The 23,640-nt window shown below is 63.5% G+C and carries 15 protein-coding genes and 1 pseudogene; 9 read left to right on the top strand and 7 right to left on the bottom strand.

What is annotated here, in order from left to right; all coding sequences use genetic code 11:
• Window positions 1-352: pseudogene (locus B2V90_RS03155) on the bottom strand (N-acetylmuramic acid 6-phosphate etherase); the annotation flags it as partial.
• A gap of 145 nt (window positions 353-497) precedes the next feature.
• Between B2V90_RS03155 and B2V90_RS03150 the strand changes: the two are divergent.
• Genes B2V90_RS03150 through B2V90_RS03135 form a run of 4 tightly spaced genes read left to right on the top strand, consistent with a single transcriptional unit; the run spans window position 498 to window position 5,264 of the window.
• Window positions 498-1,553 (top strand): SIS domain-containing protein, encoded by a 1,056-nt coding sequence (locus tag B2V90_RS03150; RefSeq protein ID WP_228221901.1) that lies wholly within the window; start codon window positions 498-500, stop codon window positions 1,551-1,553.
• Entirely contained in the window at window positions 1,550-2,701 is a 1,152-nt protein-coding gene (gene nagA / locus B2V90_RS03145) for an N-acetylglucosamine-6-phosphate deacetylase (protein WP_228221900.1), read from the top strand. The genes B2V90_RS03150 and nagA overlap by 4 nt, the downstream gene beginning before the upstream one ends.
• On the top strand, window positions 2,698-4,398 hold the full coding sequence (gene dld, locus B2V90_RS03140) for a D-lactate dehydrogenase (RefSeq protein ID WP_228221899.1): 1,701 nt from the start codon (window positions 2,698-2,700) through the stop codon (window positions 4,396-4,398). Before nagA ends, dld begins: the two co-directional genes overlap by 4 nt.
• Entirely contained in the window at window positions 4,395-5,264 is an 870-nt protein-coding gene (locus B2V90_RS03135) for a BadF/BadG/BcrA/BcrD ATPase family protein (RefSeq protein WP_228221898.1), read from the top strand. Before dld ends, B2V90_RS03135 begins: the two co-directional genes overlap by 4 nt.
• Window positions 5,265-5,276: 12 nt before the next feature.
• Here the strand turns inward: B2V90_RS03135 and B2V90_RS03130 are convergent, their stop codons facing one another.
• From B2V90_RS03130 to B2V90_RS03120, 3 genes are all read right to left on the bottom strand, one after another.
• Window positions 5,277-5,525: a glutathione S-transferase N-terminal domain-containing protein gene (locus tag B2V90_RS03130; RefSeq protein WP_323132797.1), complete on the bottom strand. Its 249-nt coding sequence runs from the start codon at window positions 5,523-5,525 to the stop codon at window positions 5,277-5,279.
• A 107-nt stretch (window positions 5,526-5,632) separates the two neighbouring features.
• Window positions 5,633-6,601, bottom strand: coding sequence for an alpha/beta hydrolase (locus B2V90_RS03125; RefSeq protein ID WP_228221988.1), 969 nt, complete (start codon window positions 6,599-6,601; stop codon window positions 5,633-5,635).
• 60 nt (window positions 6,602-6,661) lie between these two features.
• Window positions 6,662-9,280: a glycoside hydrolase family 3 C-terminal domain-containing protein gene (locus tag B2V90_RS03120; RefSeq protein ID WP_228221897.1), complete on the bottom strand. Its 2,619-nt coding sequence runs from the start codon at window positions 9,278-9,280 to the stop codon at window positions 6,662-6,664.
• A 223-nt stretch (window positions 9,281-9,503) separates the two neighbouring features.
• Here B2V90_RS03120 and B2V90_RS03115 point away from each other — a divergent pair, with 223 nt between their 5' ends.
• Window positions 9,504-12,023 carry a glycoside hydrolase family 9 protein gene (locus tag B2V90_RS03115; protein ID WP_228221896.1) on the top strand — a complete coding sequence of 840 codons (2,520 nt, stop codon included), beginning with the start codon at window positions 9,504-9,506 and terminating at the stop codon, window positions 12,021-12,023.
• An 18-nt stretch (window positions 12,024-12,041) separates the two neighbouring features.
• Here B2V90_RS03115 and B2V90_RS03110 read toward each other — a convergent pair whose 3' ends face one another.
• The gene (locus tag B2V90_RS03110; protein ID WP_228221895.1) at window positions 12,042-13,586 is read right to left on the bottom strand and encodes a tryptophan halogenase family protein; all 1,545 of its coding nucleotides are present in this window, start codon (window positions 13,584-13,586) and stop codon (window positions 12,042-12,044) included.
• Between the two features lie 63 nt (window positions 13,587-13,649).
• Window positions 13,650-16,514: a TonB-dependent receptor gene (locus B2V90_RS03105; protein ID WP_228221894.1), complete on the bottom strand. Its 2,865-nt coding sequence runs from the start codon at window positions 16,512-16,514 to the stop codon at window positions 13,650-13,652.
• A gap of 263 nt (window positions 16,515-16,777) precedes the next feature.
• Here B2V90_RS03105 and B2V90_RS03100 point away from each other — a divergent pair, with 263 nt between their 5' ends.
• The 4 genes from B2V90_RS03100 to B2V90_RS03085 all read left to right on the top strand — a co-directional run bounded on the left by B2V90_RS03100 (window position 16,778) and on the right by B2V90_RS03085 (window position 21,766).
• On the top strand, window positions 16,778-17,458 hold the full coding sequence (locus B2V90_RS03100) for a SapC family protein (protein WP_228221893.1): 681 nt from the start codon (window positions 16,778-16,780) through the stop codon (window positions 17,456-17,458).
• A gap of 17 nt (window positions 17,459-17,475) precedes the next feature.
• Window positions 17,476-18,483 (top strand): cupin-like domain-containing protein, encoded by a 1,008-nt coding sequence (locus B2V90_RS03095; RefSeq protein ID WP_228221892.1) that lies wholly within the window; start codon window positions 17,476-17,478, stop codon window positions 18,481-18,483.
• 164 nt (window positions 18,484-18,647) lie between these two features.
• Window positions 18,648-20,489, top strand: a complete 1,842-nt coding sequence (locus B2V90_RS03090; RefSeq protein WP_293919639.1) for a sialate O-acetylesterase — start codon at window positions 18,648-18,650, stop codon at window positions 20,487-20,489.
• Between the two features lie 29 nt (window positions 20,490-20,518).
• A complete protein-coding gene (locus B2V90_RS03085; protein ID WP_228221890.1) occupies window positions 20,519-21,766 on the top strand; it encodes a cation:proton antiporter in 1,248 nt (415 codons plus the stop codon).
• Here B2V90_RS03085 and B2V90_RS03080 read toward each other — a convergent pair.
• Window positions 21,735-23,630 carry an NPCBM/NEW2 domain-containing protein gene (locus B2V90_RS03080; RefSeq protein WP_293919637.1) on the bottom strand — a complete coding sequence of 632 codons (1,896 nt, stop codon included), beginning with the start codon at window positions 23,628-23,630 and terminating at the stop codon, window positions 21,735-21,737. The genes B2V90_RS03085 and B2V90_RS03080 overlap by 32 nt on opposite strands.
• Window positions 23,631-23,640: the final 10 nt, after the last annotated feature.

Below are 23,640 nucleotides of genomic sequence, written 5' to 3'. Positions count from 1 at the left end.
CGGCGCGGGCGGCGCCGGCGTCATCCTCCGCGCCTTCAGCCGCTTGCGTCAGCGCGTCGAGCCCGCCCGCCATGAGGAAGAGCAGGCGATCTTCCGGCCAGTTATAGGTAGGGTAGAGTTCCACGCCATCCTGCACCGCGACGCGGCCGGACGTGCCCGCGCCGACATAAACCAGCCGCCCCTGGCTGCCCAGGCGTGCGGCGGCTGCTTCGGCGGCCTGCGCGATGGCCATGGTTTGCGATCCTATGGCGGCAATGGCGGCCATCTGCCCTTCCAGCATTGCCTCTACAGCGAGCGCGGTCGGCCATTGGTCGATGTCGACATAGCGGGGATCGATGGCTTCGGTACTCATACATGCTCCTGAAAAAGGGCATCGATGCGGAGCGGCGGGACTACCACCTTGTGTCCGTTCGTTCACTGGTATCATCATTTGGGCAGGATGATGCAACCAAATTAAATCCAATTGCCCTTGGGCGGTGATTTGGTATGGTTGCCCCATGACTGATCCTTCGGACTTATTCGCAACGATCATGGCGCGCGAGACGGCCCAGGCGCCCGAACGCTGCACGCAGCAACTGGCGCGCAATGCCGACCTGATGCGGGAGGCGGGCGCAAGATTGCGCGCGCTGGCCCCGCCCTTTGCCGCAACGCTGGCACGCGGCAGCTCGGACCATGCCGCCGCCTTCGCCAAGGTGCTGCTGGAAACGCGCGCGGGCGTGCCGACGCTCAGCCATGCACCGTCGATCGGGTCGCTCTATGGCTTGACGTCCGCGCATTTCCGGAACGTACCGCTGATCGCGATTTCGCAGTCGGGCCGCAGCCCGGACCTGATCGCGGCCGCGCAGGATGCCAAACGCCAGGGCGCGTTGCTGATCGCGATCGTCAATGACGCTGAAGCACCGCTCGCCCACCTGGCCGATATCTGCATTCCGATCCATGCCGGGCCGGAAACCAGCGTGGCTGCGACCAAAAGCTTCATCGCGACGCTGGTGGCGCTCACGCATCTGGTGGCGGAATGGAGCGGAGACAATGGGTTGTGCGATGCGCTGCCAGCCATCGGCCCGACCTTGCAGGGCGCCCTGGCGGCGGACTGGAGGGGTGCTGTGCCGTTACTGAAGGATGCGCGCGCCATGCTGGTGCTGGGGCGCGGGCTGACTTTGCCGATCGCGGGGGAAGCGGCGCTGAAACTCAAGGAAACGTCGCGCGTGCATGCCGAAGCCTTCAGCATCGCGGAAGTGGCGCATGGCCCGATGACCTTGATTGGCGAGGGCGACCCGGTGCTGGCGTTCGGACCGATGGATGTGGCGCGCGAAGGAATGCGCGAGCGGCTGGCGGATTTCCGCGCGCGCGGGGCGCATATCATCGCGGCGGGGCTGGATGAGGATATTGTCGATGCAACGCTGGCGCTGCCAGGCGTGGCGGCGGTTGATCCTGTGCTCGCGGCCATAGCGCAGGTGCAAAGCTTCTATGGTCTCGCCAATGCGCTGGCGCTGGCGCGGGGGCTCGATCCCGACCAGCCACCGCATCTGGCCAAGGTCACGCGGACGCTATGAGCCTGACGGCCCTGGTTGGCGCGGCGATCGTGCAGCCGCATGGCATCGCGCAGGATCATGCCTTGCTGATGGAGGGCGCGCATATTGTCGATGTGGTGCCCAAGAATAGGCTGCCGTCCGGTTGCGCGCACATCATGCTGGAAGGCGGCTGGTTGCTGCCCGGTTTTATTGACACGCAGGTCAATGGCGGTGGCGACGTGCTGCTCAACGATCGTCCCGATGTCGAGGGCATGCGCGCGATCGCGCAGGCGCATCGCCGCTTCGGCACCACCGGGATGACGCCGACGCTGATCAGTGATGTGGCGGATAAGGTCGACGCAGCAATCGCGGCTTGCGAGGCGGCGATGGCGCAGTCGGTGCCGGGCATTTTGGGCGTGCATGTCGAAGGGCCGCATTTGAACCCCGGCAAGAAGGGCATTCATGACGCGGCCAAGTTCGCGCCGATTGATTCCGCCGCGCTGGCGCGACTGACACAACCGACGCGCGGACGGCGCATTGTGACGCTGGCGCCCGAGCTGGCGCCGCCCGGTGCGATCCGGGCGCTCGCGCAGGCGGATGTGATCGTAGCTGCCGGCCACAGTCTAGCCGATTATGACCAGACGGTTATGGCTTTGAACGAGGGGCTGGCGGGTTTCACCCATTTGTTCAACGCAATGACGCAGATGGGCAGCCGGGAGCCGGGTATGGTTGCCGCCGCTTTGCTGGATCGGACCAGTCATTTCGGGCTGATCGTCGATGGTCTGCATGTGCATCCGGCCGCGCTGCGCGTGGCGCTGGCGGCGCGGGGGATCGACGGCGCGATGCTGGTCACCGACGCGATGCCGCCCGTTGGTGGCGGCAATGCGCGCTTTTCCCTGATGGGCCAGGATATTCACGTGGTCGACGGCACATGCCGCGGCCTAGATGGCACGCTGGCCGGGTCTGCGCTCAACATGGCGCAGGCCTTTCGCAATGCGATGGACATGCTCGGCTGCTCCATGATGGACGCGTCACGCATGGCAAGCGGCAACCCCGCAAAATTCCTGCGGCTGGAGCAGGAAACCGGCGCGATCCTGCCCGGCTTGCGCGCTGATCTGGTCCATCTGGACGTGCAGCGTCAGGTGCGGCGGAGCTGGATTGCCGGCGATATCAGCGAGCAAGGCGAGTGAGCGACCTGCTGTCCCGGTTGCGCGCCATCGTCGGGTATCGGCATGTGTTGACCGGCGCGCGCAAGACGGCGCGCTATCGGGCGGGATACCGAACCGGATCGGGCGCGGCGCTGGCGGTGGTGCGACCGGGCAATCTGTTGGAACAATGGCGCGTCGTACAGGCCTGCGTCGCGGCGGACATATCGATCGTCATGCAAGCGGCCAATACCGGGCTCACCGGCGGATCGACCCCGGATGGAGACGATTATCCGGGCGGCTGCGTCATCATCAGCACGACGCGGATTTCGACGCTGCACCTGATCGACGGCGGCCGGCAGGCCATCTGCCTGCCCGGCACGACGCTGCATGCGCTGGAACAGGCGCTGGCACCCCTGGGCCGCGAGCCGCATTCGGTGATCGGATCATCCTGTTTCGGTGCGTCGGTGGTCGGCGGTATCTGCAATAACAGCGGCGGTTCGCTGGTGCAGCGTGGCCCCGCCTTCACGCAGCTCAGCCTCTATGCGATCGTACGGCCCGATGGCGCGCTCGATCTCGTCAATCATCTGGGCGTGGCGCTGGGCGATGACCCCGAAACGGTGCTGCGGCGTCTGGATGCGGGTGACTTCGACGTCTCCGATGTCGAGGATGCCAAGGATCGCTGGGCGCATGATCATGCCTATGCCGCCCATGTGCGCGATATCGACAGCACAGCGCCTGCCCGTTTCAACGCCGATTCGCGACGGCTGTTCGAGGCGTCGGGCAGTGCAGGCAAGGCGATCGTCTTCGCCGTGCGGGTCGACAGCTTTCCCAAGGAGGAAGGCGCGGTCACTTTCTATGTCGGCACCAATGATCCGGCCCGCCTGACGCGGCTGCGCCGCACGATATTGCGCGATTTTTCCGCCCTGCCCATCGCTGGCGAATATATGCATCGCGATGCGTTCGACATTGCCGACCGCTATGGCAAGGATATGTTCGTCGCGATCGAACGCATGGGCACGGCGCGTCTGCCCAGATTATTTGCTGCCAAATCGTGGGTCGACAATCTGCCTTGCATCAGGCCGGGCTGGAGCGATCGAATGATGCAGCGGTTCGGCCGCTTGCTCCCTGATCATTTGCCGCCGGAGATGCGGCGCTTTCGCGATCGGTTCGCCCACCATCTGCTGCTGAAAATGCCCGCGCGCGCCGCGGCCGAAGCGCGCGAGCTGCTGGCGGCCGATTTCGACGGAGGTGAGGCCGATCATTTCGAATGTACGCCCGCGCTGGGGGCCAAGGCCTTTCTACACCGCTTCGTCGCGGCGGGGGCGGCCGTTCGTTATCGCGCGGTGCATCGACAGGCGGTGGCGGATATCGTGGCGCTGGACATTGCGTTGCCGCGCAACGCGACCGCGTGGCAGGAAATATTGCCGGCGGACCTGGCCGCGCAATCCATCCACAGCCTCTATTATGGCCACTTTTTCTGCCATGTCTTTCACCAGGACTATATCGTGCGGCGCGGCGTCGATCCGCTGACGTTCGAGCATCGTATCTGGGCGTTGCTGGATGAACGAGGCGCGGAATATCCGGCCGAACATAATGTCGGGCATCTGTATCGCGCAAAGCCGGCGCTGGAGCGCTTCTACCGCAGTCTCGATCCGCGCAATCAGTGCAATCCGGGCCTTGGCCAGACCACGCGACAGCGCTACTGGGGCGGGCAGCAGAAGGAGTCGGCGCGTCCATGACCTATTATCTGGGGATCGACGCTGGCGGTAGCCATTGCCGCGCGCGCCTGGTGCGGAGCGATGGCGTGGTCATCGGCACCGGGCGTGGCGGCACCGCCAATGCGCGAATCGGCCTTGACGCGCTGTACGATACACTGCGCGCCGTGTGCGAGCAGGCGGTCACGCAAGGCGGGCTTGGCGCCGATGAGATTGCGATGATCCGTGCGGGCATGGGGATTGCGGGCATATCGCGGCCCGGCGTGCGCGATGCGCTGGACGGCTTTGCCTTTCCCTTTGCGTCGGTGGCCTATGAAACCGATGCGTTCATCGCCAATCTGGGTGCGCATGGCGGTCGCGATGGGGCGATTTTGATCCTGGGGACCGGCAGCATCGCGCAGGTGCGTGCAAAGGGGCGGGATTTCACCATCGGGGGATATGGTTTTCCGATTTCGGACGAGGGCAGCGGCGCGGCCCTGGGATTGAGCGCGATGCGCCATGCGCTGCGCGCGCTCGATGGGCGAACGCAGGCGACGCCGCTCAGCCGCGCGGTGACGCAGCGGTTCGACCATGACACCGCGCGCGCCATTGCATGGATGGATCAGGCCAGCCCGAAGGACTATGGCAGTTTCGCGCCGCTGGTCATGGACCATGCCGAAGCCGACGACGCCATCGCCCGATCCATCGTCGAGGATGCTGTCCAGCATATCGAGCAGTTCATCGAGACGATCTTTGAACGCGGCGCGGAGCGTTGCGCTTTGTTGGGCGGGCTGGCGCCGCGCATGCAGCCATGGTTGCGGGCGCGAACGGTCGCCAGCCTCAGTCCGGCAGCAGGTGATGCGCTGGACGGCGCGCTGTTCCTGGCGGGGTATCAGACCAGCAAAGGCTGACGCTTTCGCGCGCTATTCCGCGTCCGGCTGTCGTTCCGGTGCGGCATCGGCGAAGGCCGGCAGGGCAAGGCAGGCGCGTTCGATTTCCAGCGCCGGGACCATCCCCTGCGGATTCAGCGCGCGATAAGCGGGATTCTTCTGCTCGCCCTTGCTCAGATGATGCGATTGCTGGCGATAGGGAAGCGCCTTCAGATTGAGGGCGATCCGCACGCGATAGCTCGCGGTCGATCGATAATAGCCGTGGAGAAGAATGTCACTCATGCGCGCTGCGGATCATGGCCGGGTCTCATATCTGGCGGGGTGGCCGGCAAATGTCGGCCACTCGCCTTTGTCGCAGCGCCAGAGGCGCAATTCAACCCGACAGGATGTCAGCCGCGTGGCTTGAGCCAGCCATGCATGTCCATCCAGCGGGTGAAGGCGTCGAACCAGCCGGTACTGGTCGTGCTCTTCTGATACATGCCAAAACCGTGGCCACCCTGTTCATAGAGATGGAATTCGACGGGCTTTCCCGCTTTTTTCCAGCTGTCGATGAGGCCAAAGCCGCCATTGGCGAAGAAGGGATCATCGGCGGCCAACGCGACGAACATTGGCGGGGCATCGGCGGGCACGGTGACGGGAGAAAGCGGACCGTAAATGTCGCCGATGAAGGCGGGCTTGGCGTCTTGCCCCTTGAGCGCGGTCGCCAGGGTCAGCATGGCGCCGGCCGAGAAGCCGACCATGCCGATGCGTTGCGGGTCAATATGCCACTCCGGCGCGCGGCTGCGGATGAGGACGAAGGCGGCGCGGGCGTCAGCAATTTGCGGCGCGATATCCTCCATCGCGCGTTCCGGGTCCATCCGGGGGCGGCGCGCGACGCCCGAGAACATCTCCGCCATGGAGCGTTCGAAGGCGGGCATGTCGGCGGGCGTCTGGTTCAGACGATATTTGAGGACGAAGGCCGCAACCCCCTTGGCCGCCAGCGCGCGCGCGACGTCCCAGCCCTCATTTTCCATCGACAGCGTGCGGAATCCGCCGCCTGGCGTCACCACGACCGCCGTGCCGTTGGCCTTGGCGGGATCCGGCAGGAAGGGCGTGAGGGTTGCTTCGGTCACATTGCGGGCAAACACGCTGCCATATTGGCTGTGCCAGCTTTCCTTGTTCTTGGCGCCGGGCAGTGGGCCGGTCTTGAGGGGAATGGCATCGGGCTGAGCGGGAATCGCGATCGGCGTCATCTTGTCGTCCTGCGCGCGAGCGAGCGGAACGGCGATGACGGGTTGAAGCGCCACGATCCCCAGCGCGATGGCCGGCAAGGCGGCGCGCCGAAGCGAATGCAGGGACAGGCTGGGAACCCAAGACATGGACGGCATAAGTCACTCTCCCACTCAATCCGGCCAATTGGCGGCCGATTATGTCAATGGCTATTTCGGCAATGGCATGGCCTTGCCGATCGTGTAGCGCGCGCGTTCCACAGGCGCCTGCGTGCCCGGCTGGCCGCCGCCGACACTGAGATCATAGTTGCCCGGGATCAGCATGCGATCGCCTGCCATGGTGACGAAGCTCAGATCGCGGGGCGACAGGGTGAAGGATATGGCGCGGCTTTCGCCAGCTTTCAGCGACAGGCGCTGAAAACCGCGCAAGGCGGTGCGCGGTGCGCCTTCAAAGGCAGGCGGGGTTATGTAGAGCTGCGCGACTTCGTCGCCCGGCCGCTGCCCGACATTGGTGATCCGGGTCGTCACGCGCAGCCCTTTTTCCACTGCGCCATCGATGGGTTCGACCACGAGCGGCGCATAGCGAAAGCGCGTGTAGCTGAGGCCATGGCCGAACGGATAGACCGGCGCGCCCCTGAAATAGCGATAGGTTCGCCCTTCCATGCTATAGTCGGTGAAAGGCGGCAGATCATCGACGCTGTGATAGAAGGTCAGCGGCAGTCGGCCGCCCGGATCGGCCTTTCCCGACAGGACATTGGCGATGGCAAGGCCGCCCGACTGGCCGGGATACCAGGCCTCCAATATGGCGGCTGCATTGTCCTTTGCCCAGCCAAGGTCAATGGCGCTGCCATTCATCATCACGAGGATCAGCGGTTTGCCGGTCGCCTTCGCCTTTTCAAGGAAAGCGATCTGATCCGCGGGAAGGGCCAGCGTCGTGCGGTCGCCGCCCTCAAACCCCTCGACCTTGACCGGCATTTCCTCCCCTTCCAGGTCGGAGGTGAGGCCCATGACCGCAACGATGACATCGGCGTCCCGCACGCCGGCGGCAAGATCACGGTCCAGATCATCGGTGACACGCTTCCAGAAGATGGCGGGCGCGGCCGCTACGCCGCTTTGCCCCTCCAGACGGATGGGGTAGCGTTCGCCCTTGGTGAGACGCACGTCGACCAGTTTAAGCGGTTCCGCCCAGCGCGAAAAGTCGGTGGCGGACACGATCGGCTGCCCATTGCGGGAAACCTGCCCCTTCACGCCCGTCAGCGCCAGGCGATAAAGGCCGGTTTCCGGCGCGACGAGATAGCCGGTCCAGACGATTTTATGGTCATCGGCGACCTGCCGATATTCCGATGCGCGCGAGACGATGCTGTCTTCCGTCCGCACCAGTACAGGCTTGGTCCCATATTGGTCGTCGGTAGCGCGATTATAATATTCCGCGCGGATGCCCGGTCGGCCATCGGGTGTGCGAAGCGCCGAGCCGGGAACGGGATCGCCATCCGTGATGGAGGGTGAAAAGGGGAGGAGCGTGACGGTGGCATCCGGCATCGCCTGTCGCAACCCATCGGCCACCGAGATGGGTGGCGCGCTTCGCGTCGAGCTGTAGTTGCCGCGCAGCACGCGTGTCGCATCAGCCAGGGGGCCGGCAAGCACGATCCGAACGCCGGGTTTGAGCGGCAGCGCGCCCTCATTTTTGAGCAGCACGAGGCTTTTGACGGCGGCATCGAGCGCTAGCGCCCCGTGGGCCGGCGTCCCGATTGCCGAGACGGGCGTGCTGTTGGGTTTGCGGGCGGAAAGGCCCGGCAGGTCGCCATTGCGAAGTCGCGCGGAAAACAGGCGAACCAACGCGCTGTCTATGTCCCCGATGCTGATATGGTTGGCCGCCAGCGCATCCTTGTAGCGATCGCCAAGGCCCGCCTGACCCGAAAGGGTGGCGTTGTTGCATTCGCTGTCGACACCGCGCCGCAGGGCGACGGACACGCCGGTTGCGGGGCTGGGCGCATATTTATGATGGGCGTAGATGTCCACGACGGCGTCGCAGTCTGACACGACATAGCCTCTGAAACCCCAGGCATTACGCAGATAGTCAGTGAGGAGCATCGCACTGGCGCAGGCCGGTTCGCCATCGACGCGGTTATAGGCGCACATGATGGAACCGGCTTTGCCTTCGACAATGGCGGCGCGGAAGGCAGGAAGATAGGTGTCCTCCAGATCGCGCTTGGTCGCGAAGATATTATCGGTGTGGCGGCTGGGCTCTGGCCCTGAATGGACCGCAAAATGCTTGGGCGTCGCTACGACATCGGGAAGATCGGGATTGTCGCCCTGCATCCCTTGGATGAAGGCGACACCCATGCGCGCGGTCAGATAGGGGTCTTCGCCATATGTTTCCTGGCCCCGGCCCCAGCGCGGATCGCGAAAAATGTTGATATTGGGCGACCAAGTGTCGAGCCCGGTGCCGATGCGGCCCAGATGCCCGGTCTGGCGGCCCAGCGTATGAAGGGCCTGGACTTCGGTGCTGATGACGGACGCAACCGTGTGGATCAATGGCGCGTCGAAGGTGGCGGCCAGCCCGATCGGTTCGGGGAAGTTGGTGGTTGGCACCGGGCCGATCGCGCCATGGAGCGATTCCGTCCACCAATTATAGGCTGGTATGCCAAGACGCGGAATGGCGGGCGCGGTGTTGAGCAGCTGCTCGGTTTTTTCCTGAAGAGTCAATTGGCGGACGATAGCGCGCGCCTTGTCGTCGGCTTGCGCCCACGCATCCGGTCCTGGGGCACCCCATGCGCCGGAGCATGGCGCAGCCGCAATGGCGATCGTGATGGCAAGCCTGCGCTTCATCCGTCCTCCCCAATCGTTCCGATGCGCCTGTGCGCACCCGAAATCTCTGCCCCATGCGCGACTGGTGCGCGCCGAAAAGTAGTTCTGTTTTCCTGAAAAAGGATAGCGCTAACAATATGACCTGGCAAGGCTGCATTCGCCATTGCTAAGCGATAATCCAAGTGACAGAATGTCGTCAGAAAGTGCGCTGCAACATAGTGATAGCGCAATCAGGGGGGATGGCATGAGACAGACCATGGGTTCGCTGGCTGCTTTCGTTGCGGTCATGATGAGTGGATCGGCAGCCGCGCAGGCGGGTGCGCCGGACGGTTTCGAAATCAATGACAAGGGTTATTTCGAAGCGCCGGCGGTCAACATCCTGGCCTTTTCCAACTGGTATGACGGCCTGTTCGCCGATGCCAAGATTGGCGGGGTGGAGATTATCCAGCGGGGTGTTCGCAGCGCGACCAATGGCGACGTCAGGCTATCCGCCACACCCGGACAATGGGATCCGGCGGCCGCGCTGGTCGAGCGCAAAATCGACGCCAAGTCGGGAGTCATCGAAACGCGCTTGCGCTACGCGGCGCAGGATTTCACCTATAAGGTGCGCGCCGAGCGGCAAGGCCATGCCATGCAGGTGCAGGTGATCCTGGACAAGCCGCTGCCCCGATCGCTGGTGGGGAAGGCCGGTTTCAATCTGGAGTTCCTGCCGTCGGCCTATTTCCGTCACGCCTATATGGCCGATGGTCAGAGCGGGCTGTTTCCGCTGTATCCCGCCAGCGACATGACACGCACCACCGAGCGCAATGCGGCAAGCGGGCGCAGCGAAGGGCCGGGGGCGGAGCCGCTGCCGATCGCGCGCGGACGACAGTTCGTCCTCTCGCCTGAAGATGCGGCGAAACGGATCACGGTTCAGAGCGATCAGCCGATCGCCTTGTTCGATGGGCGCAATCAGGCGCAAAATGGGTGGTTCGTCCTGCGATCGCTGCTGCCCGAAGGACGGACCGGGACGGTGCTGCAATGGACGATCACGCCGCAGGCTGACTCCGGCTGGCTGCGCACGCCTGTGATCGCGCATTCGCAACTGGGCTATGCGCCCGACGCCCCAAAGATCGCAACGGTCGAACTGGACCGGAAAGATAAGCGCCGGCTGCCGATCAAGCTGCTGCGCATTGGCGCCGATGGCGCGACGCAAACTGTGTTGACTAAAAGCGCGCGGGAATGGGGCGATTATCTGCGGTACCATTATCTGCAACTGGATTTCAGCGCGGTGCGTGAACCGGGTCTTTATATGTTGGAATATGGCGATGTGCGCACCGCGCCCTTCCGGATCGACGCGGCCGTCTATGACGATGCCTGGCACCCGACCAACGACGTCTATTTCCCGGTTGCGATGGACCATATGTCGGTCAACGAAGCCTATCGCACATGGCATGGAGATTCCCACCGCGACGACGCGCGCCAGGCCCCGGTCGATCATGAGCATATCGATCTTTATCGGCAGGGGCCGACCACAGACACGCGCTTTGCGCCGGGCGAGCATATTCCAGGCCTCAATGTCGGGGGATGGTATGATGCGGGTGATTTCGACATTCGCACCCAGTCCCAATATCAGGTCATCCGGTCTTTGGCCGATGCGGCCGAACGCTATGGCCTGACGCGCGATACGGTGAGCGTCGATCAGGCGCGGCGGCATGTGGAAATGCATGTGCCCGACGGCAAGCCCGACATTGTCCAGCAGGTCGGCCATGGGGCCTTGCAGTTGCTGGCGCAGTTCGATGCGGTGGGCCATGCGATCCATGGCATCGTCGAACCGGATGTGGCGCAATATACGCATCTGGGCGACGCGGTGACGAAAACCGACGGCCTTCCTTACGATCCCACGCTGGAGGCGGGGCAGGTCCGTGATGGGAGGAGCGGCACGCCCGACGATCGCTGGGCCTTTACCAGCAAGTCATCAGCGCTGAACTATGGATCGGTCGCCGGGTTGGCGGCGGCGGCCCGCGTGCTTGCAAGGCAGGACGATGCGCTGGCGCAGCGCGCGCTCGCCATGGCCGAGCGGGTCTGGACGCAGGAACAGGGCCATGCGCCCGATCTGTTCAGCCACGGCAATACCACCGGCGGGCCGCTCGACGCCGAAATGTTCGCCGCGGCGGTCGAATTGCTGAGGACCACGAAAAAGCCGATCTATGCGCGCGCGGTCATGACATTGTGGCCCAGGATCGAACCGCATTTTGCCGCCAATGCGCAGACGGCGGTAGCGGCGATCCCCCTTATGCCGGCCGCCTATCGCGCGGCGATGGTCCCGGCCGTGCGCCAATGGCAGGCGCAGAGTGAGGCAGTGGCGAAAGCCAATCCCTTCGGCGTGCCCATCACCATCGGGGGCTGGGCGGGGTCTGGTACGGTGCTGGGCCATGCGTTGACAGCCGATGCCCTGCACCGCGCCTTTCCGGAGATTGTCGACCGCGACGCCATGTTTCGCGGGATTGCGTTTTTGACCGGGCATCATCCCGGTTCCGACATCAGTTTCGTGTCGGGCGTGGGCGCGCGGTCAAAGGAAGTCGCCTATGGCAATAATCGGGCGGATTTTTCCTTCATCTCCGGGGGCGTGGTGCCCGGCGTGCTGATCGTCAAACCCGATTTCCCGGAGAATCACGAGGATTGGCCCTTCTTCTGGGGTGAAAATGAATATGTGATCCCCGAAGGGGCGGCCTGGATCGAACTGGCCAACGCTGCGAGCAGCGCCGGTCGTCGGTCGGAGTGAAGGGGCGCCTGCGGCCGGTCAGACCGGTTGCAGGCCCTGCGCCACAATCCGGTCGATAAGGTCGCGATGGCGGGGGAGGCCAGCGCGCAACCGCGCGGTTGCGGCGGCATTTTCCCGCATCGCCCGGCCGGCGAGATGGGCGTCGCGCGCCAGTGCGGCCGTCGGGACCTGCGTGCGGAAGCCCATGCCATAGAGGACATATTGATAGCTGGCGGCGGGAAATACCTCCTCCGCGCGGTCGAATTCATCGTGAAACCAAGGCGACTGATAACGCCACAGATGCAGAAGTTCGCGCAAGCGGTCGGGCATGGTTTCGGCACGCACATTGTCGCGCCAGAAGTCGCTGTCGGTGCGCTGCGTCAGCACATAATGGAGCTTGAGAAAATCGATGATCCGGCCCCAGCGATAGTGGGTAGTCGCGTTGAAGCGCGACGCGATGATGTCCATCACCTCGCGACAGGCGGGCATTTGTTCGGCAATGATCTTCGCAGACAATTCGATAAGGACGATCGCAGATGCTTCGAGCGGTTCCAGGAAGCCGGCGGCGAGGCCGACCGCAACGCAATTGCCCTTCCAGAAGGTTTCGCGGTGGCCTGAGCGGATCTTGATCTTGCGAACGTTTAGCCCGTCGCTGGCCGGGCCGACATAGGCGCGCAGCTCGCGTTCGGCCTGCTCGTCTGAAATATGGCTGCTGGAAAAGACATGGCCAACGCCACGCCGCGTCTGGATGCCGATGTCCCAGATCCAGCCGGCGCTTTGCGCGGTGGAAATGGTGTGCGACGCGATGGAACTGTCGGGGGCGGCATAGGGCACCTGCATTGCAAGCGCCGTGTCGCAGAAGAGCACGTCGTTGTAATCGCGGAAGGGCACGCCCATCGCGCCCTCGATCAGCAATGCCTTGAAGCCGGTGCAGTCGACGAACAGGTCGCCCTCCACCAGCCCGGCCTGCGTCGTGCGGACGGCGGCAATGTCGCCATCATCGTGCAGGACCACCTGCTCGACATCGGCAAGAACATGGCGAACGCCTAGTTTTTCGCAGCAATGGCGCTGGAGAAAGGGCGCGAACTTTCCCGCGTCGAGATGATAGGCATAGTTGGCGAGCGCGTCATATTCCGCCGTCGCCATCGTCTTAGGCGCGAGGCCATCGTCGCAGATGCGCCCCTGCGCGCAGACGGCGTCGCAAAAACTCTCGTCTCCATCCTGCGCCAGCCAGTGCGGGACGAGGTTCACCTGACCAAAATTCTGCGGTAGCATGAGCGGGTGATAATAGCCGTCGGAGGCTGTGCCGTCCGTCCAGCGCGCGAACCAAGCGCCCTGTTTGAAGGCGGCGTCACATTGCCGGAACAGGTCGGTTTCCGAAATGCCCATGCGCGACAGGGTGGTGCGCAGGGTGGGCCAGGTCCCTTCGCCCACGCCGATGATCGGGGTATTGGGCGATTCGACCAGCGTGACGCTCAAATCCTGACCGATGCGGGTGCGATGGCGCGCCGCGATGACGCCGGCGGTAAGCCATCCGGCGGTGCCACCGCCGACGATCACGATGTTCCGGACGGGTCTGACCATATGTTTGTGGGACCATTAAAAGGGAAGGGATGTCAACCGACATCCCTTCCAGGGCGAGAACCGTCAGAAGCGGTAGCGCACGCCGGCGGTGAAGCGCCGGCCATAGCCATAGACATCCAGCAGCTGGTTCGAGAAGCGGCCGTGGGTGCTGTAGGTTTCGTTCGTGATGTTGAGCGCTTCGCCAAAGAGACTGAACTGTTCGGTGAGGCGTAGGCTGCCGCTAAGGTCGATCTGCAAGGCGGAATTGACGAAGGTCGGCTCCGCGCCGAAGGCCGAATTATTCTGGGCCTGGCCGAATTGGAGCAGATATTTGTCGCGCCAGTTGACTGCGGTGCGGAATTCGATGCCGTCCTTGTCGTAGAAGGCGACGAGGTTGGCCGAATTGGCGAGGCCCGTTACCGCAAAGCCGCTCTGCGACAGGTCGCTTTCGTCATAGGGCTTGTTGGTTTCGACGAAGGTGGCGTTGGCGTTGAAGCCAAAGCCGCTGTCTCCGAACACATGCTGCCATGCGAGCTCAATCCCCTTGACGGTTGCTTCCGGCCCGTTGATGCGCCGCGATACGGTGAAGACGGCTTCCTGCCCGGTCGACGGGTCGATGACGCCGTTGATCGTCTGCCGATCCGTGCCCGCAACGATGAAGTTGGACACGTCCTTGAGGAAGAGGTTCACCGCAGCATAGGAGTTGGGCTGATAATACCATTCCAGGCCCAAGTCGAAATTGTCCGCCAGATAGGGTTTGAGGAACGGGTTGTTACCTGTCGCCGTCAGCGCGCCGACACGCTGCCCTGCGCCGACATTCAACACCGGCCCCAGATAGTCGAGGCGCGGGCGGGTCATGGTGCGCGACGCGTCGAACCGCAGGTGCAGGCTGTCGGTCAGTTCCAGCTTCATGTCCAACGCGGGCAGGAAGTAGGAATAGCTGCTGCTTTCGGTCACGGCCTGCGAGTCCGAGAAATTGACCGTCAGGAGCGTAGGGTCAGCGGTGCTGGGCGTGATCGAAAGTGGAACGCGGCCGATCCCGCGCGAAATCACCTTGACGATTTCCTCGCGCGCGCCGGCATTGAAGTGGAAGGGCATGCCGGCAACGTCAGCCTTGAAATTGACGCTGACATAGGCCGACCAGTTCTTTTCGGTGATCCGCTGGACAGTGCCGGGGTCAAGCGCGAGGTCGAACGTGCCATTGAAGCCCGTGCAGCAGCCCGCATTATAGCCCGGCGTGTCGGGCCCCTGCCAGAGTCCTTCCAGATAACGCTGATAGGCGCGCGCGTCATATTTGAGCAGCACCGGCGGGAGATTACCGGAGAAGCCGGGCAACCAGTTCTTGGTGCTGATCGTGCCGTCGATCAGGCTGGCCGGGATGGGCACGCCAGTATCGCGGCCCGACGGTGCGCCATAGCCCGCATAAGCCTGCCAGAAATTATTGGCGAAGGTGTTGCGGTTTTCGAGGGCGAATTCATCCTCCATATAGCGGCCGCCCAGCTTGATCGTCAGATCATCCTGCTTCCAGGTCGCGCCGAGGCGGAACTGCTTGATCTCGTCACTGTTGAGCTGCTGCTGGCGGACAGTGACGTGCGATCCGATGATCGCCTGATCGGTCCAGGCCGCTTCATTGCCGGCAGGGCCATAGGTGGTGAGCTCAGGGAAGCTACTGCTGCTGTTGCCATTGACCCGAACGCCCAGGGTCGTGCCGATCAGGCCGCCATAGCCGATGTCGCCATTTTCGTTGCTGATCTGGCCATCGGGATTGAGCCGGCTTTTGGAATAGCTGGCGTCGGCGTCGATCTGGAGATTTTCCGTCGCGTCCCATTTGACGTTCAGGCCGACCTGGTTGGTTTCCAGAACGGAGGTTTCCGTACCTGCGGTGAAGTCGGTCGGCGATCCGGCCTGCAGGAAATTGATGGTGGTCCCATTGCTGTCCTGCTCCACATTGCGCAGGTCGCCCTGGTTGAACCAGATACCGAAGCCGGCAATATCCGTGACGACCTTCTGCCGCGAATAATTGTCGTCAATCGTGAGCACCACATCGTCGGACGGCTGCCACTGGAAGGCGATACGACCGTCGATGCGCTCATCCTTGGTATAGCGCTGATCGGCGCCATATTGCTGCGGATACCAACCGACAATGTCGCCCGGCAGAGCCAGTTGCTCATCCGTGCAAACCGGCGTCCGTTGGCAATCCCGGTAAAGCCCGCCCTGCCAGCCCGAAACATACACACGGTTGGCCTGCGTGTCGCGGCGGGTATAGACCGCATCGACCAGGATCCCCATCGTGTCGTCGGCGAAGGTGGTGCTGAACAGGCCGCCGATGGTCGGCACGACCTTGCCCGCTTCATCCTGCACCGATCCGGCCGCCGTGAAAGCCATGCGGGTGCCCGGCTTGTCGAAGGGCTTGGGGTAGGAGATATTGAGCGTCGCGCCGATCGAACTGCTGGACAGCGACACTTCGGGCGTCTTGTAGACAGCCAACTGTCCGACAAAGTCCGCGCCTACGGTGGTGAAATCGACCGAACGACCGCCCGACGCGGTCGACAGGCGCCGCCCATCGATGAGCGTTTCGTTGAAGTCGCCGCCAAAGCCGCGCACCGAAATACCTTGCGGTTCGCCGCGTGACCCCGACCGCTGGATCGACACGCCGGGCAGACGCTGAAGCGACGCGGCGACGTTCGAATCCGGGAATTTGCCGATATCTTCCGCTGAAATGACGTCAACGACGCCGGAGGATTCCCGTTTGATGTCGAGATTGCGTTGCAGCGATCCGCGAATGCCGGTGACGACGATGTCGGCTGTCGTGACATCATCTGCGATGTCATTCTGGCCCGCCTGTTGGGCGGAGGCGGGCATTGCCACCGCCAGCGCCAAGCAGCTGGCCGTCATAGCCAAACCGATACGGGTGCGCATATGTGCAGCACCATGTTGAATTGACGTCATGATCCTCCCCTAGTCCAGACAATATCTCGCCCGAACGCCGCGACAACAGCGTCGCGGCGATCATGTATTCTTTATCTGGGGTGATTTTATTCCGCCGATTCGGCGACTGTCACCCTCACCCAATACTTCTCTTTATGGTTGCAAATGGTAGCGCTATCGAAATGGCTGTTCAAGCGAAATTATATAGGCCATGATCATGCCGGTTGGACTGGCCGAAAATCGCGAGAATATGCGGATCGGTGCAGCAGGAAGCATGTGGGAGGATGAGCTTGGAACTGCTTAATAGTGACACGCATGCAACAGTGCGCATGCACTTGGGTGAAGCGATGGCCGACCCGCTGGTGCGCATTGTGACCAGTGAAATTGCGGCCGCGGCGGCGGCATGCCCTTTGTTTTTTTCCAAACATGCAGAAAGCGGCGCTTTCTACGTCGGTGCGCTGACCGGTTTTCGACGGGGCGAACCAATGATCGATTCGCCCGATGGCAGCTGGGCATTCCGGCCGTTCGAAATCGACCGGCTAGGCTTCTTCGCGTCTGGAGACAGCATTGCGCTCGACCCGGATCACCCGCGCTTTGCTGTCGGCGGCAGCGAAGCGCTCTTCCATCCCGATCAGACGCCAACCGCAGCGCTGCGCGCTGTTCAAAAGGCGATTGGCGGACTGATGGCGAGCGCCGCCGCCACCGAAGCATTCATCGCGGCCATGCTGGCCCATCGTCTGATCGAGCCGATCGATATCAGCCTGGCGTTCGACGATGGCGAGACACTGCGTCTGGATGGCCTTTATACTGTAAGCCTGGATGCGCTGAGCGAATTGCCGGACGCGGCGGTGATGGGTTTGTTTCGCGCCGGTCACTTGCAACCGGCGTTCGCCCTGGCTGGGTCGCTGCATCATGTCGCCTTGATGGCCCGTCGGCGCAATGCCCGACTGACGCAAATCGGCTGACGGGGCTGGAGCGCGCGATGCAGATCGAGGAAATAGAGGGCGCGCAGATTCGGCAACCTGAGCATTTGCGGCCTCTGATTGAGCAATGCCGGCCGATCGTGATTCGCGGCATGTGCAGGGACTGGCCGATCGTGCGTCTGGCGCAAGGCAGCGGAAATGGCGCGGCGCTCGATCATCTGCGGCGCTATCACAGGGGTGGCAGTGTCGATTATTTCGTTGCCGATGCGAAGCTGGGCGGGCGTTACGCCTATGGCGAAGGGCCGGACGGGTTTAACTTCGCACGTCAGCGCAGCGAGATGGGCGCAGCGCTTGATCGCATTGCGGCGAACGCGGATGATGGCGCGCAGACATGCTATATTGGCTCTTTGCCCGTCGATACCTATTTCCCCGGTTTCGCCGAGGATCATGGCTGCGCGCTGCTGCCGCCTACCGTCCGGCCCCGCCTCTGGATCGGCAATGCGTCCGACATTGCCTGCCATTATGACAGCTTCGATAATCTGGCGATCGCGGTTGCGGGGCGACGGCATTTCACGCTGTATCCGCCCGATGCGATTGGCGACCTGTATGTGGGACCGATCGACCATACCATGGCGGGCCAGCCGGTATCGCTCGCAGCCATAGACCCCGGCGGGCAAGACCGCTTTCCGCGTTTCGAGGCGGCAGCGCAGCGCAGGCTTCATGTTGATCTAAACCCGGGTGATGTATTGTATCTGCCCAAATTATGGTGGCACGGCGTGAAGGCGCGCGATGGCATCAATATCCTGACCAATTATTGGTGGGATGCGTCCGCAGCAGGGCCTGATGCGCCCTATGCTGCGATGTTGCTGGCGATGATAGCCATTGCCGAGCGGCCGGAGCCGGAACGGGCGGCGTGGCGCGCCTTTTTCGATCATTATGTGTTCAGGCCGGACGGCCATCCGCTGGCGCACCTGCCCGCCGAGCGGCACGGTATATTGGGGCCACTGAAAGAGGGCAATTACCGGCGTATCCGCGCGCTCGTCATGCGGATGTTACGGGGCGGATAGCGGGGCATGTGGTAGCGATACCATATTTACGAATTTGGAATAGGGAGAAGGCGATGCGCAAGGCGTGGACGATATCATTTCTCTTAGCTGCGGCGATACCATCGGTCGCCTTGGCGCAGGGGGGCATATTGCTCAGCATTGACCCGATGTTTGGGAGCAATGCAGTGATTCAGCGGGACGAGCCCATCACCATCACCGGTTCTGCATCAGCCGGGAATATGGTAACGGTATCTATAGGTGGCGTGGAGCGTTCGGCTAAAGCGGGGAAGGATGGCCGCTTTGCAGCGACTTTCCCTCCCGTCACCGCAGGTCAGCCGTTTGATATCGAGGCGCGCAGCCCATCCGGTCGCGTCGTGTCGCATGATGTGCTCGTGGGCGACGTGTATCTCTGTTCCGGCCAATCGAACATGGAGCTGGAAGTGCGGCATGCGCAGGATGCGATGGGGCAAATTCGGAACTCGGCCGATCCGGCGCTCCGGTTGATGACGATCCCTCGCGCGGTTGCAGACCAGCCCCGACAGGCGTTCGCGCAAGCGCCGATTTGGAAGACCGCCGGGCCAGACAGCGTCCCCGACTTTTCCGCAGCCTGCTATTATATGGCTCGGGAGTTGCGCAAGAGCGCAGGCGTGCCAATCGGCGCGATTGGGAGCAGCTGGGGCGGATCGCAGATCAGTCCATGGATGGGCGAACGCGCGCAAGCGGCGGTCGGCAACAGCGCGCAATCTGACTTGCTGGCGCTCCACGCTCGCAACGCGACAGAAGGTGAGCGGGCGGCGAGTGCGCAATGGGAAAGTTGGTGGCGCAAGGCAACCGGCGACCGCGCCGGCGCAGAGCCGTGGCAGCCCGGCGCGAAGATGGATTGGGCCGATGCGCCGGCGATAAGCGCGTGGGAAGATTGGGCCATCCCCCGATTGGCGAGCTATAATGGCATGGTCTGGTTTCGCCGCGACTTCACCCTGAGCGCGGCGCAGGCCAAGGGCGAAGCGGCGCTGTCGCTGGGGACACTGGACGATGTGGGCCGCGCCTGGATAAACGGTCAGCCGGTCGGGATGGGTGCGCGCGCCTGGCAGCCCACGACGCTGAGTGTGCCTCCAGGCATCCTCAAGGCCGGGCGCAACATGCTGATCGTCAATGTCGTCGACAATTATGACAAGGGGGGTCTTCTGGGGCCGGCCGACCATATGGCGCTGCGGCCAGCCCAAGGCGATGCCGTGCCGCTGGGCGATGGTTGGCGCTATGCGGTCGCGCGCACCTCCCCGCCGGGCGCGCCGCGCGTGCCGTGGAGCGACGTCACGGGCACCAGCACGCTCTACAACGGGATGATCGCGCCGCTTGGCGGCATCAAGCTGAAGGGGGTCGCCTGGTATCAGGGCGAATCCGACACCGACATTCCCGGCTATGCCGGCCGACTGGCAGCGATGATAGCGGATTGGCGACAGCAGTTCGGGCAGCCCGACCTTGGCTTTGCGATCGTCCAGTTGGCCGGCTATGGCAAGCCGGCGACCCGGCCGGGCGAGAGCGGTTGGGCGCAGTTGCGGGACGCGCAGCGAACAGCCGTGGCGGCCGACGCCCATGCGGGGCTCGCGACCGCCGTTGATCTGGGCGATCCCTTCGATATCCATCCGGGCGAAAAGCAGGAGCTGGGCCGTCGGCTGGCCAGGGTGATGCGGGCGGTTGCCTATGATGCGCCCATCGCGAAATCAGGGCCACAAGCCGCCGGCGCGATCAGAAGCGGCGATGGCGCTGTCATCGTGCGCTTCACCGGCGTCGAGGGTGGGCTGCACCTTAGGAGCGGTGTGCAAGCGCTGGGGTTTGAAATGTGCGGTTCAGGCGACGACACGTGCCGTTACGTTCAGGCGCAGGTGCCAGGGGATCATGTCATCCTGACCGGCGATGGCAAGCCGGTGGAGCGCGTCCGCTATGCCTGGGCCGATTATCCTGTCATGAACCTTTACGATGGAACGCCTCTGCCGATCGGACCATTTGAGGTGCCGATCGCGCGTTGAGGCCGTGGGAATAGCGGACCAAGACGGGCATGACGGACAATGAGCTATTTTTGCTGATCCTCATGCTCGTCATGGGTCTGCCCTGGCTTATATGGCGGCTGCTGGGCGATGCCGATCAAGCGCCCTTGGTGGTAGTGCAGATTTTCGTCGGTGTGCTGCTGGGGCCGGGCGTGCTGGGGGCAGCCGCTCCCGCGCTCCATGCCCAGATATTCCCGCCGGTCGCGATCACGATGCTGAACGGCATCGCGTTATGGGCCGTGATGCTATTCGTATGGCTGGCCGGGATCGAACTTGATCTGGGCGCGGCCTGGGCGGCGCGGCGGGACAGCTGGACGGCCTCCGGGCTGGCGCTGCTGACGCCGCTGGCTCTCGGCAGCGCCGCAGGTTGGTTGATTCTGATCAATCCGGGCTGGATCGGGCCGAAGGGTGAGCCGTGGCAGGCGATCCTCGGGATCGGCATGGCCTGCGCGGTGACGGCCCTTCCGATATTGATGCTGCTGATGGACCGGCTTGCGATTTTGCGCACGCCGCTGGGGCAGCGGGTGCTGCGTTATGCCAGTTTGGACGATATCGCCATTTGGGCAGTGCTGGCGATCATCCTGCTGGACTGGTCGCGGATGGAGCGGCAGCTTGGCTTCATCTGCGTCTTTCCCGTCGTGGCGTGGGCCGTGCGCATGGCTATGCGCCGGCTGGCGGAGCCGGAACGGCTACGCGCATCGATGGTCTGGCTGGCGGCGGCGGGGCTGGCAGCGGACTGGGCTGGTCTGCATTTCATGGTGGGTGCATTTTTGGCGGGGGTGATCCTCGACCAGTCCTGGTTCGATGGAGCGGCGCTGGATCGGCTGCGCGACATGCTGCTGTTGACCGTAATGCCCATATTCTTCCTGAGCACCGGTTTGCGCACAAGCTGGTCGATAGGTGGCGTGGACCTGATCGCCGTGGCCGCCCTTCTGCTTGCTGCTTCGGTTGGCGGCAAGCTGATCGGTCTGCGCATCGCCGGACATCTGCTTCGATGGCGGCAGGGGGAGGCCAGCGTCATCGGCTGGCTGTTGCAGACCAAGGCGCTGATCATGATCATCTTCGTCAACATCCTGCTTGACCGGCAGGTTGTCAGCAGTGGCAGCTTCACCGCGCTGTTGCTGATGGCGCTGGCGAGCACCATGCTGACCACGCCGATGGCGCGGCGCGGATTGCGCAGGCTGACCGCTCTGGAGGAGCCGGGTGATCCGTCGGTTCGCCCGCCGCTCAGCGCCGCAGCGCCGCGTCCCCCCAGCTGATTGGCAGCATTTCACCGGGCGCGTTCGGCGCCAGCGCGACTAGTTCGACAATCGCAACGCCGCGCACGTCCACGTCGATCGGCTTGGCAGCCTCGCCCCGACGAGCGGTTTCGCTCGCCAGCAGGCGACCGTCGCCATAGACGGCGAACCGAACGGGATGGGCGGCATCGCGGGCGCTGTCGTCAACGCCGACTTTCGCCGTGAAGCGGCTAAAGCCCTGGTTGCGGACCTCCAGGCGCGAATTTGCGAGGACGCCGACGCCCGATCCGAAATTCTGCCCCGCGATCGCCAGGGGTTGGTTATAGGGTGTGGCGTCCGGCATGGCACCGCCCCAACCGGCATAAAGGGGGCGCTCGCCCATGCCGCGCGTGCCGCGCCAGCCGGGGATTGATCGATGAATGGTCGGATCCGGTTCGGGATGGCTGACACCGTCGACCGCTGGGTTCACGCGGCCGGGTTGTTCCGACAAATAAAGGCCGTCCGCAAGTTGTCTCTGGCCGGTGGCCCTGAAGACCAGCGTCTGGCGCGGCGCAAGATTGAACGCCTGCTCGCCCGTGAACCGGCGGACGGCGCCGGTCCACATATCCTTGAGCGCGATCGTCTTGTCCGCACCGAATTTCAAATGATCGGCCGTCAGCACGGCCTGTGCCGCCGTGGCGGTGCGGTTGAACAGCGCGACGGCCTTGTCGCCATTGGCCAGAGCCTTCACCAGAATCTGCACATCATCGCTATCGAAGGCGATTGTGGCCTGATTGCCGGCCGCATCCTGGTTGATGGCGATGAGGTCGCCATTGCCGAAAATGTCGAGCAACGATTGCGGCACGGTGCGCAAGTCCGCGCCGATCAGGAGCGGGGCATTCATCATCGCCCATAGCGCAAAATGCGATCGCGCCTCGGTAAGGTGCGCGGCATCGAAATCGCCCTTGCCAATGAACAGCATGTCGGGATCATTCCAGCTACCCGGATGCGCATAGAAGGCCCGGCGCACGGCGCTGTCATAATTGGTCAGCATCCGGCTCCAGTCCGGCGAAATATCGTCGCTGGTCCGGGAAATATTGCCGACATCCTTGCCCCAGGCGCGCACATTGGCGCTGCCCCAGATGCAGAGCGAGAGCATATAGTCGCCATCGGGATTGTAGCGTGCGAGCGACCGGTTGATGTCAGCGAATAGCGCCTTGACCGCCGGGATATCCGATCGCGTGACGCTATGCTGGTCGATGAGCGGCGGCAGGGCCCGATATTGGCCATTGCGCACGCGTGGCGCGTCGGCGGCGAAGGCGCGAATACCGCACCCATCGACCTTGATCGCGTCGAACCCCCATTCCGCAAAGAACAGGCGAAGATCCTGATCGCTATGGCCATACAGCCCGACCTCCCGTTCGGCCATGTTGCCTTCGGGCAATTGCGCGGGGCCTTCCGAATAGGCCTGCGAGCAGCTGTTGCGGCCAAGGTCGGAATATATGCCGGCCTTGAAACCCATGCCATGCAGCCGATCTGTCAGGGGTCGAAAGGTCGGATCGCCATTACCGACGCGGGCAGACGGGAATTTGTCGGCGCGGATGATGAGCCGCCCGTCGCTTGCCCGGCGCTTCAGCCACCAGCCGTCATCGATATTGATGTAGCGATAGCCCTTCTTCGCCAAGCCCGTAGCGACGATGCGCTGGGCCGATCCCATGAGCTTTTCCTCATCGATTTCGGTGAAAAAGGCATTCCAGCTGTTCCACCCCATCGGCGGCAATTGCGCGCGGCCCCCTTGATAGGCGGTCCATCGCGCGGTTGGCGCAAGGGGATCGGCGCCTTGCGCGGACAGCGCGGTGCCTGCTGCCAGCAATGCGAGCGGTAAGACAGAGCGAAGCAGCGTCATGCAGGGTCCT

The organism is Sphingobium sp. UBA5915, assembly GCF_002431195.1.
In the GTDB taxonomy this organism is placed as follows: Bacteria; Pseudomonadota; Alphaproteobacteria; order Sphingomonadales; family Sphingomonadaceae; genus Sphingobium; species Sphingobium soli.
This window is presented reverse-complemented; position numbering and strand designations above follow the sequence as displayed.